Source organism: Streptomyces sp. NPDC048606 (assembly GCF_040650855.1).
Classification (GTDB): Bacteria; Actinomycetota; Actinomycetes; order Streptomycetales; family Streptomycetaceae; genus Streptomyces.
On the sequence record NZ_JBEZIB010000012.1, the window covers coordinates 20,102 to 32,857 of the forward strand.

Annotated in this window: 12 protein-coding genes; 6 read left to right on the forward strand and 6 right to left on the reverse strand. The window is 71.1% G+C overall.

The features are described 5' to 3' along the window. Positions 1-3: 3 nt before the first annotated feature. Positions 4-723, reverse strand: coding sequence for a 3-oxoacyl-[acyl-carrier-protein] reductase (gene fabG / locus AB0D01_RS15290; RefSeq protein ID WP_363055637.1), 720 nt, complete (start codon positions 721-723; stop codon positions 4-6). Between the two features lie 184 nt (positions 724-907). Here fabG and AB0D01_RS15295 point away from each other — a divergent pair, with 184 nt between their 5' ends. From AB0D01_RS15295 to tyrS, 3 genes are read left to right on the forward strand one after another with little or no spacing between them, the layout of a single operon-like run. After that, complete coding sequence (locus AB0D01_RS15295; protein WP_363055638.1) at positions 908-2,431, forward strand: TldD/PmbA family protein; 1,524 nt, start codon at positions 908-910, stop codon at positions 2,429-2,431. Continuing rightward, positions 2,431-3,834, forward strand: a complete 1,404-nt coding sequence (locus tag AB0D01_RS15300) for a metallopeptidase TldD-related protein (protein WP_363055639.1) — start codon at positions 2,431-2,433, stop codon at positions 3,832-3,834. The genes AB0D01_RS15295 and AB0D01_RS15300 overlap by 1 nt, the downstream gene beginning before the upstream one ends. 51 nt (positions 3,835-3,885) lie before the next feature. Continuing rightward, positions 3,886-5,154: a tyrosine--tRNA ligase gene (gene tyrS, locus AB0D01_RS15305; RefSeq protein WP_363055640.1), complete on the forward strand. Its 1,269-nt coding sequence runs from the start codon at positions 3,886-3,888 to the stop codon at positions 5,152-5,154. Between the two features lie 81 nt (positions 5,155-5,235). Here the strand turns inward: tyrS and AB0D01_RS15310 are convergent, their stop codons facing one another. After that, positions 5,236-5,514: a GlsB/YeaQ/YmgE family stress response membrane protein gene (locus tag AB0D01_RS15310; protein WP_363055641.1), complete on the reverse strand. Its 279-nt coding sequence runs from the start codon at positions 5,512-5,514 to the stop codon at positions 5,236-5,238. 232 nt (positions 5,515-5,746) lie between these two features. On the opposite strand from AB0D01_RS15310, the gene AB0D01_RS15315 reads away from it, so the two are divergent. Further along, positions 5,747-6,025, forward strand: a complete 279-nt coding sequence (locus tag AB0D01_RS15315) for a DUF3099 domain-containing protein (RefSeq protein ID WP_363055642.1) — start codon at positions 5,747-5,749, stop codon at positions 6,023-6,025. 149 nt (positions 6,026-6,174) lie between these two features. Further along, positions 6,175-6,471 (forward strand): hypothetical protein, encoded by a 297-nt coding sequence (locus AB0D01_RS15320; RefSeq protein WP_363055818.1) that lies wholly within the window; start codon positions 6,175-6,177, stop codon positions 6,469-6,471. A gap of 124 nt (positions 6,472-6,595) precedes the next feature. Here AB0D01_RS15320 and moaA read toward each other — a convergent pair whose 3' ends face one another. The 3 genes from moaA to AB0D01_RS15335 all read right to left on the reverse strand — a co-directional run bounded on the left by moaA (position 6,596) and on the right by AB0D01_RS15335 (position 9,778). Next, on the reverse strand, positions 6,596-7,585 hold the full coding sequence (gene moaA / locus AB0D01_RS15325) for a GTP 3',8-cyclase MoaA (RefSeq protein WP_363055643.1): 990 nt from the start codon (positions 7,583-7,585) through the stop codon (positions 6,596-6,598). A gap of 205 nt (positions 7,586-7,790) precedes the next feature. Then, positions 7,791-9,416, reverse strand: coding sequence for a cation acetate symporter (locus AB0D01_RS15330; protein WP_363055644.1), 1,626 nt, complete (start codon positions 9,414-9,416; stop codon positions 7,791-7,793). Beyond that, the gene (locus AB0D01_RS15335; protein ID WP_363055645.1) at positions 9,413-9,778 is read right to left on the reverse strand and encodes a DUF485 domain-containing protein; all 366 of its coding nucleotides are present in this window, start codon (positions 9,776-9,778) and stop codon (positions 9,413-9,415) included. Before AB0D01_RS15335 ends, AB0D01_RS15330 begins: the two co-directional genes overlap by 4 nt. Positions 9,779-10,053: 275 nt before the next feature. Between AB0D01_RS15335 and AB0D01_RS15340 the strand changes: the two genes are divergently transcribed. Beyond that, positions 10,054-11,598: a S8 family serine peptidase gene (locus AB0D01_RS15340; RefSeq protein WP_363055646.1), complete on the forward strand. Its 1,545-nt coding sequence runs from the start codon at positions 10,054-10,056 to the stop codon at positions 11,596-11,598. An 89-nt stretch (positions 11,599-11,687) separates the two neighbouring features. On the opposite strand, the gene AB0D01_RS15345 is transcribed toward AB0D01_RS15340, so the two are convergent. Next, the gene (locus tag AB0D01_RS15345) at positions 11,688-12,731 is read right to left on the reverse strand and encodes a zinc-dependent alcohol dehydrogenase family protein (RefSeq protein WP_363055647.1); all 1,044 of its coding nucleotides are present in this window, start codon (positions 12,729-12,731) and stop codon (positions 11,688-11,690) included. Between the last annotated feature and the right edge of the window lie 25 nt (positions 12,732-12,756).

The following is a 12,756-nucleotide window of genomic DNA, read 5'->3' on the forward strand; positions in this document are numbered from 1 at the left end:
TGATCAGTGACCCATGCCCAATCCGCCGTCAACGGGAATGACGGCTCCGGTGATGTACGCGGCGTCGTCGGACGCCAGGAAGCTCACGGCGGCCGCGATCTCCTCGGGCCGTGCGTAGCGGGCGAGCGGCACCTGGGCGACGATGCCCGCGCGCTGCTCGTCGGTGAGCGCCTTCGTCATGTCGGTGTCCACGAAGCCCGGGGCGACCACGTTGAAGGTGATGTTGCGCGAGCCCAGCTCGCGAGCGAGCGAACGGGCGAAGCCCACCAGCGCGGCCTTCGAGGCGGCGTAGTTGGCCTGGCCCGCCGAACCCAGCAGGCCCACGACCGAGGAGATCAGGACCACGCGGCCCTTCTTCGCGCGCAGCATGCCGCGGTTGGCCCGCTTGACGACGCGGAAGGTGCCCGTGAGGTTGGTGTCGAGGACGGAGGTGAAGTCGTCCTCGGACATGCGCATCAGCAGCGTGTCCTTGGTGATGCCGGCGTTGGCCACCAGCACCTCGACGTTGCCGTGCTTCTCCTCGATCTCCTTGTAGGCCTGCTCCACCTGCTCGGAGTCGGTGATGTCGCAGCGCACCGCCAGCACACCCAGCGAGGTGAGCGCCTCCGGCGGCTCGCCCGAACGGTACGTGATCGCGACCTTGTCGCCCGCCTGTGCGAAGGCCTGGGCGATGGCGAGGCCGATGCCCCGGTTACCTCCGGTGACGAGAACCGAGCGGCTCAACGGATCACCCTTTCGCTAGCTGTCTGGATACCGAAAACCTATAGGCCCGCGCCGGCATCCGGAGAATCGGGCTCCGACAGGGCCTCGCGACGGGCTCTGTCGCATTCCTACAGAAAGATGTGTGCACAAGAGCCCCGGGCGCGACATGATCGGGGCGACCGGCCCCGACCCCGGGAGGACTTCCGTGGCCCATTCCATCGACGCGGCTTTCACCGCGCTGCCCCTGCGGGCGCTCGCCGACGCGGCGCTCGCCAGGGCCCGCGCGCTGGGCGCCGATCACGCCGACTTCCGGCTGGAGCGGATCCGCAGCGCCTCCTGGCGCCTGCGCGACGCCAAGCCCTCCGGCGGCTCCGACACCACCGACCTCGGCTACGCGGTCCGGGTGGTGCACGGCGGCAGCTGGGGCTTCGCCTCGGGCGTGGACCTCACCATGGACGCCGCGGCCCGGGTGGCCTCGCAGGCCGTCGCCATGGCGAAGCTGTCCGCGCAGGTGATCAAGGCGGCGGGTTCCGACGAACGGGTCGAGCTCGCCGAGGAACCCGTGCACGCGGACCGGACGTGGATCTCCGCCTACGAGGTGAACCCGTTCGAGGTGCCCGACGCCGAGAAGTCGGCCCTGCTCGCCGACTGGAGCTCCCGGCTGCTCGCGGCCGAGGGGGTGGCGCACGTGGACGCCTCGCTGCTCGCCGTCCACGAGAACAAGTTCTACGCCGACACCGCCGGCACCACCACCACCCAGCAGCGGGTGCGGATCCACCCGCAGCTCACGGCCGTCGCGGTGAACTCCACCACCGGCGAGTTCGACTCCATGCGCACCATCGCCCCGCCGGCCGGGCGCGGCTGGGAGTACCTGACGGGCACCGGCTGGGACTGGGGCTCCGAGCTGGAGCGGATCCCGGAGCTCCTCGCCGAGAAGATGCGGGCCCCGAGCGTCGAGGCGGGCCGCTACGACCTGGTGGTCGACCCGTCCAACCTGTGGCTGACCATCCACGAGTCGATCGGCCACGCCACCGAGCTCGACCGGGCGCTGGGCTACGAGGCGGCGTACGCGGGGACCTCCTTCGCCACCTTCGACCAGCTGGGCAAGCTCAAGTACGGCTCCTCGATCATGAACGTGACGGGTGACCGGACGGCCGAGCACGGCCTGGCGACCATCGGCTACGACGACGAGGGCGTCGAGGCGCAGAGCTGGGACCTGGTCAAGGACGGCACCCTGACCGGCTACCAGACGGACCGGCGCATCGCGAAGCTCACCGGTCTGGGCCGGTCCAACGGCTGCGCGTACGCCGACTCCCCCGGGCACGTGCCCGTGCAGCGGATGGCGAACGTGTCCCTCCAGCCGGATCCGGGCGGGCTCTCCACGGAGGACCTGATCGGCGGGGTGGAGCGCGGGATCTACGTGGTCGGCGACCGCTCGTGGTCGATCGACATGCAGCGCTACAACTTCCAATTCACGCAGCAGAGGGCGTACAGGATCGAGAACGGCCGGCTGGCCGGGCAGCTGCGCGACGTCGCGTACCAGGCCACGACCACCGACTTCTGGGGCTCGATGGAGAAGGTGGGCGGCCCGCAGACCTACGTCCTGGGCGGCGCCTTCAACTGTGGCAAGGCCCAGCCGGGCCAGGTCGCGGCGGTCTCGCACGGCTGCCCGTCCGCCCTGTTCCGCGACGTGAACATTCTGAACACCACGCAGGAGGCCGGACGCTGATGTCTGCGATTCGCACGAAGCCCCACGAGATCGTCGAGCGGGCCCTGGAGCTGTCCACGGCCGACGGCTGCGTCGTCATCGCCGACGAGGAGTCCAGCGCCAACCTGCGGTGGGCGGGCAACGCGCTCACCACCAACGGCGTCACCCGCGGCCGGACCCTGACGGTCATCGCCACCGTCGACGGCAAGGAGGGCACCGCCTCCGGGGTCGTCTCGCGCTCCGCCGTCACCGCCGCGGACCTGGAGCCGCTGGTGCGGGCCGCCGAGGCGGCCGCGCGCGGGGCCGCTCCCGCCGAGGACGCCCAGCCGCTCGTGACGGGCACCCCGGCCTCGCCGGACTTCACCGACGCCCCGGACGAGACCTCCTCGGCGGTGTTCGCGGACTTCGCCCCGGCCCTCGGCGAGGCCTTCGCCCGGGCCCGCGCGGGCGGCCGGGAACTGTACGGGTTCGCCAACCACGAGCTGGTGTCGACGTACGTCGGCACCTCGACCGGTCTGCGACTGCGCCACGACCAGCCCAACGGCACCCTCGAACTCAACGCCAAGTCCCCGGACCGCACCCGCTCGGCCTGGGCCGGCCGTGCCACCCGCGACTTCAAGGACGTGGACCCGACCGCGCTCGACGCGGAGCTGGCCGTGCGCCTGGGCTGGGCGGAGCGGAAGATCGAGCTGCCGGCGGGCCGGTACGAGACCCTGCTGCCGCCGACCGCCGTGGCCGACCTGCTGATCTACCAGATGTGGTCGGCGGCGGCCCGCGACGCGGTCGAGGGCCGGACGGTGTTCTCCCGGCCCGGAGGCGGCACCCGCGTCGGGGAGCGGCTCTCCGGGCTGCCGCTGACCCTGCGCAGCGACCCGAACGAGCCGGGCCTGGAGTCCGCGCCGTTCGTGATCGCGCACAGCTCGGGCGACGACGCCTCGGTGTTCGACAACGGCCTGCCGGTCGGGGCGACCGAGTGGATCAGCGGGGGCGAGCTGGCCCGGCTGACGACGACCCGGCACAGCGCGGCGCTGACGGGCCTGCCGCTGTCCCCGTCGTTCGGGAACCTGATCCTGGACGGGGGCGGGCAGAAGTCCCTGGAGGAGATGGTGGCGGAGTCGGGCCACGACGGGCCCTGCCTGCTGCTGACCTGCCTCTGGTACATCCGCGAGGTCGACCCGGCCACCCTGCTGCTCACGGGCCTGACCCGGGACGGGGTGTACCTGGTGGAGAACGGGCGGGTCACGGGCGAGGTGAACAACTTCCGCTTCAACGAGTCCCCGGTGGACCTGCTGTCGCGGGCCTCGGAGGCGGGCCGGACCGAGAGGACGCTGCCGCGCGAGTGGGGCGACTGGTTCACGCGGGCCGCGATGCCGGCGCTGCGCATCCCGGACTTCAACATGAGCTCGGTCAGCAAGGGCGTCTGACCCACCTAGACTGACCATGGCAATTTCAGACATCGAAGGAGTCGAGAGACCGTGACGGACATCGTCGACGAACTGAAGTGGCGTGGGCTCTTCGCCCAGTCCACCGACGAAGAAGCGCTGCGGAAGGCGTTCGCGGACGGTCCGGTCACGTTCTATTGCGGCTACGACCCCACCGCGGCCTCGCTGCACGTGGGTCACCTGGTGCAGGTCCTCACCATGCGCCGGCTCCAGCTGGCCGGGAACCGGCCGCTGGCGCTCGTCGGCGGGGCCACCGGTCAGATCGGCGACCCCCGTCCGACCGCCGAGCGGACGCTGAACGACCCCGCCGTGATCGCGGAATGGGTGAACCGGCTGCGTTCGCAGATCGAGCCGTTCCTCTCCTTCGAGGGCGAGAACGCGGCGGTCCTGGTGAACAACCTGGACTGGACGGCGGGCATGTCCGCCATCGAGTTCCTGCGGGACATCGGCAAGCACTTCCGCGTCAACAAGATGCTGACGAAGGACTCGGTCGCCAAGCGCCTGGAGTCCGACCAGGGCATCAGCTACACGGAGTTCAGCTACCAGCTGCTCCAGGGGATGGACTTCCTGGAGCTGTACCGCCGGCACGGCTGCACCCTCCAGCAGGGCGGCTCGGACCAGTGGGGCAACCTGACGGCCGGTCTCGACCTGATCCACCGGGTCGAGCCGGGCGCGCAGGTGCACGCCATGGCGACGCCGCTGATGGTCAAGGCGGACGGCACCAAGTTCGGCAAGACCGAGGGCGGGGCCGTGTGGCTCGACCCGGAGATGACGACGCCGTACGCGTTCTACCAGTTCTGGCTGAACGTGGACGACCGGGACATCTCGACGTACATGCGGATCCTGTCGTTCCAGAGCCGTGAGGAGCTGGAGGCGCTGGAGGCGCAGACCGCCGAGCGGCCGCAGGCGCGGGCCGCGCAGCGGGCGCTGGCGGAGGAGCTGACCACGCTGGTGCACGGCGCGGACCAGTGCGCCGCCGTCATCGCCGCGTCGAAGGCGCTGTTCGGTCAGGGCGATCTGGCGGAGCTGGACGAGGCCACGCTGGCCGCGGCCCTGTCCGAGCTGCCGCACGTGCGGGTCGAGGCGCTCGGCCAGGTCGTGGACCTGCTCGCGGAGACGGGTCTGGTCGCCAGCAAGTCGGCCGGCCGGCGGACCGTGAAGGAGGGCGGGGCCTACGTGAACAACGTGAAGGTGACCGCCGAGGACGCGGTCCCGGCCGAGGGCGAGCTGCTGCACGGCCGCTGGCTGGTGCTGCGGCGCGGCAAGAAGAACCTGGCCGCCGTCGAGGTCACCGGCGCCTGACGCGCGGTCGAGGGGGCCGGTGCGGACGTCTCGTCCGCGCCGGCCCCCTCGTCGTGCGCGGGGTGCCGTGGCGCCGGCCCGTCACGTGGTGCGGCTCTTGCCGCCCTTCAGCGCCATGTAGACCATGTCGCCGAGTCCGACGATGAGCACCGCGCCGGCGAGCTGGAGCAGGTGGCGGACCCAGTCGATGCCCCGGGTGTCCTCGACGCCGATCCATCGGGAGACGGCGTTGCCGAGGATGGCTCCGACGATGCCGAAGATGGTCGTCAGCCACAGGGGTTGGTGTTGCTTCCCGGGCAGGATGGCACGGGCGATGAGGCCCAGCACGAAACCGACGATGATCGCCCACAACCATTCCATGACGAGCCTCCTCGTGGCGCGTGGTGCGCATGTGGGCCCAGTTTCAACCCGTCCGGCCTACCGCGCATTTCGGACACTGCCGTTCGGGGGTACCCCCTCTCCTCGCCGCGGGCCGGGCGGCGTACCGTGGAACGGGACCGGGCCGGGAGCGCCCGGCCGGCCGATCGGGTGGTGGAGAGTGCAGCGGACGAAGCGGAACGGACCCGAGGTCTTCCGGATCACGGGAGCCCGGATGGGGCTGGCCGAGGACGTGCGGGGGCGCCAGCGCCGGTACGTCATCTCGATGACGGTGCGCACCCTGTCGGTCATCGCGACGGTGATCCTGTGGAACGTGGAGCGTCACGTGGCGATGGTGACCCTCGCGGCGGGCGTCCTGTTGCCCTACGTGGCGGTGGTCATCGCGAACGCCGGACGCGAGACGGCGCCCTCGCTGCCGTCGCACTTCGTGCCCGCGCCCGTGCGCCCCGCGCTGGAGGCGGGAAACCTCAATAAAAGCTCAGATCAATCATGAAGTTCCGGTGCACCGCACCGGGTCCTGCGTGACATACTGCCTACGCGCTCCGCATCCCCCGTCGGAGCGACGGACCGACGCCGGGCAGCTCCCCCCGTGGCTGCCCGGCGTCGCCCTTCCGTTCCAGGGGTGTTTGTAGGGTTGAGGCCGTGACTTCCCCTGATGACAACACCCCCGAAGCGAACACCCCGCACGCCGCGGACACCGCCGCCGACGCCGCCCCCGAAGCCGCCCCCACCTGCTCCGCCAAGGGGTGCCGTGCCTGCGCGGTGTGGGTCCTGGCGTGGAACAACCCGACGCTGCACACGCCCGAGCGGCGCAAGACCTGGCTGGCGTGCGAGGAGCACCGCGAGCACCTGTCGCAGTTCCTGGGGGTCCGGGGGTTCCTGAAGGACGTCGTACGCCTGGAGGAGTGGGTGCAGCCGGAGGGCTCCGGACGCCCTTGAGGAACGCCTGAGCCCCGGTCGTGACCGGGGCTCGGTGCGCGGAGTGTGGAACGGGCCGCCTGGGGCGGGCCGCCCCGGGCGGTCGCCCGCGACGGGTCGCCCCCGGCGGGTCGGCCGCTGCGGGTCAGCCGCCGATCGCCGACATGGGCCGGTCGGGCTGGAGGAACGTCGGGTCGTCGAGGCCGGAGCCGGCCTTCTTGCCCCACATCGCCACCTTCCACAGGCGGGCGATCTCCTCGTCCGGGGCCCCCGAGCGCAGCGCGGCGCGCAGGTCCGACTCCTCGGTGGCGAACAGGCACGTGCGCACCTGGCCGTCGGCGGTGAGCCGGGTGCGGTCGCAGGCGCCGCAGAAGGGGCGGGTGACCGAGGCGATGACGCCGACGGTGGCGGGGCCGCCGTCGACGATCCAGCGCTCGGCGGGGGCGGAGCCGCGCTCGTCGGCGCCCTCCTCGGTGAGGGTGAAGCGGGTGCGCAGCGATTCCAGGATGTCCCCGGCGGTGATCATCCCGTCGCGCTTCCAGCCGTGCTGGGCGTCGAGCGGCATCTGCTCGATGAAGCGGAGCTCGTACGCGTTGTCCACGGCCCAGGCGAGGAGGTCGGGGGCCTCGTCGTCGTTGAGGCCGGGCATGAGGACGGCGTTGACCTTGACGGGGGTGAGGCCGGCGTCCCGGGCGGCGGCCATGCCCTCGATGACGTCCTTGTGCCGGTCGCGGCGGGTGAGGGTCTTGAAGACCTCGGGCCGCAGGGTGTCGAGGGAAACGTTCACTCGGTCGAGGCCGGCGGCCTTCAGGGCCTGCGCGGTGCGCTTGAGGCCGATGCCGTTGGTGGTCAGCGACATCTTGGGACGCGGTTCCAGGGCGGCGCACTGCTCGACGATCCCGACGAGGCCGGGGCGCAGCAGCGGCTCGCCGCCGGTGAAGCGGACCTCGGTGATCCCGAGCCGGGTGACGGCGATGCGAATCAGCCGGACGATCTCTTCGTCGCTGAGGAGGTCCGACTTGCCGAGCCACTGGAGGCCCTCTTCGGGCATGCAGTAGGTGCAGCGCAGATTGCACCGGTCGGTGAGTGAGACGCGCAGGTCAGTGGCCACGCGGCCGTAGGTGTCGAGAAGCACTGTGGGCCCCCTCCCCTGTCCGGTTTTCCTAGAGGTAGGCGCAGTCGCGGATGGACGGATGCGCTGATTCGAGCCTACGCGACGGCCGTGGCCCGTAGGGATGCCCGAATGAACGAGACGCGGCGTGACCGCATCGTAGAGAAGTACGACGCGGCCACGCCCCGTGTCCGGATGCTTTCGGTGAATCCGCCGGTCGGTCGGCCGGTCAGTGGGCCCCGGTGCCGGTGAGGGAGCGTACCTCCAGCTCGGCGAACTTCTGCGGGTCGGCCGGCTCCTTGGACAGGACGGTTCCCAGCCAGCCGAGGAGGAAGCCGAGGGGGATGGAGATGATGCCGGGGTTCTCCAGGGGGAACCAGTAGAAGTCGGCGTCCTTGAACATCGAGGTCGGCTTGCCGGATACGACGGGCGAGAAGAGCACCAGGCCGACGGCCGAGATCAGGCCTCCGTAGATGGACCACAGCGCGCCCTGGGTGGTGAAGCGCTTCCAGAAGAGGCTGTAGAGGATCGTCGGGAGGTTGGCGGAGGCGGCGACCGCGAAGGCGAGGGCGACGAGGCCGGCGACGTTGAGGTCGCGGGCCAGGGCGCCCAGGCCGATGGCGACGGCCCCGATGACCACGGTAGACCAGCGGGCGGCGCGCACCTCCTCCTTCTCCGTGGCCTTGCCCTTGCGGATGACGTTCACGTAGAGGTCGTGCGCGAAGGACGAGGAGGAGGCGAGGGTGAGGCCGGCGACCACCGCGAGGATGGTGGCGAAGGCGACCGCGGAGATCACCGCGAGCAGGATCGCGCCGCCGGTGGATCCGGCTCCGCCGCCGACCTCCTGGGCGAGGAGCGGGGCGGCGGTGTTGCCGGCCTTGTTGGAGGCGAGGATGTCGGCCCGCCCCAGCAGGGCGGCGGCGCCGAAGCCGAGGGCGATGGTCATCAGGTAGAAGGCGCCGATGATGCCGATGGCCCAGTTCACGGACTTGCGGGCGGCCTTGGCCGTCGGGACGGTGTAGAAGCGGATCAGGATGTGCGGCAGGCCCGCGGTGCCGAGCACCAGGGCGAGGCCGAGGGAGATGAAGTCCAGTTTGGAGAGGGCGTCCTTGCCGTACTTGAGTCCCGGCTCCAGGAACTTGGTGCCCTGACCGCTGTTCTCGGCCGCCTGGCCCAGCAGGGCGGAGATGTTGAAGTTGAACTTCACGAGGACCAGCAGGGTGATCAGCAGGGCGCCCGCGATGAGCAGCACCGCCTTGATCATCTGGACCCAGGTGGTGCCCTTCATGCCGCCGATGGTCACGTAGACGATCATCAGCACGCCGACCAGGGCGACGACGGCGACCTTGCCGCCGTCGCTGGTGATGCCCAGGAGCAGCGAGACGAGGACGCCGGCGCCGGCCATCTGGGCGAGCAGGTAGAAGATCGAGACCACGATGGTGGAGGTGCCGGCGGCGGTGCGGACGGGCCGCTGGCGCATCCGGTACGCGAGGACGTCGCCCATCGTGTAGCGGCCGGAGTTGCGCAGCGGCTCGGCGACGAGGAGCAGGGCCACGAGCCAGGCGACGAGGAAGCCGATGGAGTAGAGGAAGCCGTCGTAGCCGAAGAGGGCGATGGCTCCGGCGATGCCGAGGAAGGACGCGGCGGACATGTAGTCGCCGGAGATGGCCAGGCCGTTCTGGAAGCCGGTGAACTGGCGTCCGCCCGCGTAGAAGTCGGCGGCGTCCTTGGTCTGGCGGCCGGCCCAGATCGTGATGATCAGGGTGGCGACGACGAACAGCCCGAACAGGGTGATGATCAGCGGGCGGTGCTCGGTGGCCCCGGCGGCGACCGTCAGGGGGGCGAGGGTGCTCACTCTCCGGCCTCCATGCGCTGCTTGATGGCCTCGGCCTTGGGGTCGAGCCTGGCGGCGGCGTGCCGGGAGTAGAGCCAGGCGATCAGGAAGGTGGTCGCGAACTGGGCGAGGCCGAGGACGAGGGCGACGTTGATGTTGCCGAAGAGCTTGGTCCCCATGAAGCCGCCCGCGTAGCTGGACAGCAGGACGTAGAGCAGGTACCAGGCGATGAAGGCCACGGTGAGCGGGAAGGCGAACGAGCGGTAGGCGCCGCGCAGCTCCACGAACTCGGGGCTCTGCTGGACGCGCGCGAAGTCATCGGCCGTGGGACCCGTCGGGGCCGGTCCCGCGCCGCCGGGGGGCGGCGCTGCTTCGGTGGTCACGGGGGGTTCTCCTTGTGACGCGGGTGCGGTGGGGACGACGGACAAAACAACCTCCGTGTGGGGGGGACGGTGGTGCTGAGCCCCCCTGCCAACGGCACGGCCGGCGTGTCGCGACGGTTCAACACCCGCTGTTTTTTTGGCTTCTCGTCTTTTTTGGACGCTGATTTCTCGAACTGATGGCGCAAAGGCGAACGGCGGCACTAGGTTCGCGTGTCATGAACCCGTCCGGCGCGACCGCGCCCGTACGGCTTTTTGACGATGAATGTGGAGAACCCATGCCTCATCCGGTCCACGGTCGCCGGCGCGCCCTCGCCGTTCCGTTCGGTCTGGCGCTCGCCGCCTCGCTCGCCGTCCTGCCCTCGGTGAGCGCCTCGGCCGCTCCCCTCGGCAACACGGCGGAGCCCGCGGCGGTCTCGAAGGCGACCACCACCGGCCCGAAGCTCTCCTACGTGGCGAACCTGACCGCCTACGGCACGGCCAAGCAGGCGAAGAAGGCCATCGAGCGGGCCGGCGGAACGGTGGTGACGGCCTATGAGCAGATCGGCGTCGTCGTCGCGCACTCCCAGAACCCGGAGTTCGCCAAGCAGCTGCGGACCCAGCGCAGCCTGTTCGTCTCGGTCGGCGCCACGCGCACGGCCCCCCTCTCGGCGGTGCAGACCACCGAGGAGGGCGCGACGCAGAAGCTGAGCGACGCGGACGCCGCGAAGGCGGCGGCACGGGCCACCGAGGGGCAGGAGCCGCTGGAGCCCAACCAGTGGGATCTGCGGACGATCAAGGCCGACCAGGCTCACAAGATCAACGATGGCAGCCCGGACGTCACTGTGGGCGTCATCGACACGGGTGTCGACGACACCCACCCGGATCTCGCCCCGAACTTCTCCAAGGGCCAGTCCGCCAACTGTGTCGGCGGTGTCGCGGACACCTCCGAGGGCGCCTGGCGTCCGTACGCCGACGGCAGCGACCACGGCACCCACGTGGCGGGCACCATCGCCGCCGCCCGCAACGGCATCGGCATCAGCGGCGTCGCGCCGGGCGTGAAGGTCGCCGCGATCAAGGTGAGCGAGCCCGCCACCAGCCTCTTCTACACCGAGGCGGTCGTCTGCGGGTTCATGTTCGCCGCCGAGAAGGGGATCGAGGTGACCAACAACAGCTACTACGTCGACCCGTGGAACTACACCTGCAAGAACGACGACGACCAGAAGGCGCTGGTGGAGGCCCTCGCCCGGGCGACCAAGTACGCCGAGCGCAAGGGCGTGCTGAGCGTGGCCTCCGCGGGCAACTCCAACCACGACCTGGCCGGTGACTCCATCACCGACACGACCAGCCCGAACGACACCACCCCGGTGCCGCGCACCATCGACCCGAAGGTCTGCCTGGACCTGCCCACGCAGCTGCCCGGCGTGGTCACCGTCTCGGCCACCGGCGACCAGGGCCTGCGCTCCTACTACTCCAGCTACGGTCTCGGCGTCGTGGACGTCGCCGCCCCGGGCGGCGACAAGTACCAGGTGCCCGCCACCCCGGACGCCAACGGCCGCGTGCTGTCGACCGTCCTCGACGGCGGCTACGGCTACAAGCAGGGCACCTCGATGGCCGCTCCGCACGTCGCGGGCGTGGCCGCGCTCCTCAAGAGCGCCCACCCGAAGGCCACGCCCTCGCAGCTCCAGGCGATGCTGAAGGGCCAGGCCACGAAGGCCGCCTGCCCGGCGAAGATCTACGACGCCGCGGGCAACCTGATCGACGCCACCACCTGCCAGACCAAGTGGGGCCAGAGCGGCTACTACGGTCACGGCGTGGTCGACGCCCTGAAGGCCGTCAAGTAACACCCGCGCACGCGCTCGCGCACGGGCTCATCGAAAGGCCGGACGGGGTCCTCCCCCGCCCGGCCTTTCGCCGCGTACGGCGCGAGGGGTCAGGGCTTGATCAGCACCTTGAGCGCGCTGCGGTCGTCCATCGCGCGGTAGCCGTCCGGGACCTCGTCCAGGGACACGGCGCGGTCGAAGACGGGCGCCGGGTCGATGGCCCCGCTCAGCACGTCCTCCAGCAGCTCCGGGATGTACGCGCGGACGGGGGCGACACCGCCGCGCAGGGTGATGTTGCGGTCGAACATCACGCCGAGGTCGAGGCCGGTGCCGCTGCCGTGCGGGACGCCGACGTAGCCGATCGCCCCGCCGTCGCGGGTGATGTTCACGGCGGTGCGCATCGACTGCTCGGTGCCGACCGCCTCGATCACGGCGTGGGCGCCCTGGCCCCGGGTCAGCTCGCGGACCGCCGCCTCGGCGGCCTCGCCGCGCTCGGCGACGACGTCGGTGGCGCCGAACAGCTTCGCGATGTCGGTGCGCGCGGAGTGCCGGCCGAGGGCGATGATCCGCTCGGCGCCGAGCCGCCTGGCCGCGAGGACGCCGCACAGGCCGACCGCGCCGTCACCGACGACGGCCACCGTGGTGCCCGGGCGCACGCCCGCCCCCAGGGCGGCGTGGTGTCCGGTGCCCATGACGTCCGAGAGCGCCAGCAGGCCGGTCAGCAGGTGCTCGTCGGAGGCCGCGGCGGCGGGCAGCCGTACGAGGGTGCCGTCGGCGTGCGGGACCCGTACGGCCTCGCCCTGGCCGCCGTCGTGGCCGACCGAGCCCCAGAAGCCGCCGTGGGTGCAGGAGGTGTACAGGCCCTCGACGCAGTAGTCGCAGGTGCCGTCGGACCACATGAAGGGGGCGACGACGAGGTCGCCGACCTTGAGGTCCGCAACGGCGGCGCCGGTCTCCTCGACGACGCCGAGGAACTCGTGGCCGATGCGCTGGCCGGGCTGCCGGGTGGCCTCGCCGCGGTAGGCCCACAGGTCGCTGCCGCAGATGCAGGCGCGCAGGACGCGGACGACGGCGTCCTCGGGGCGCTGGATCGCAGCGTCGGGCACCTCCTCCACGCGTATGTCGTGCGGGGCGTGGATGACGGTGGCGCGCATGGTGGTGCAGCCCTCCGGATCAAGG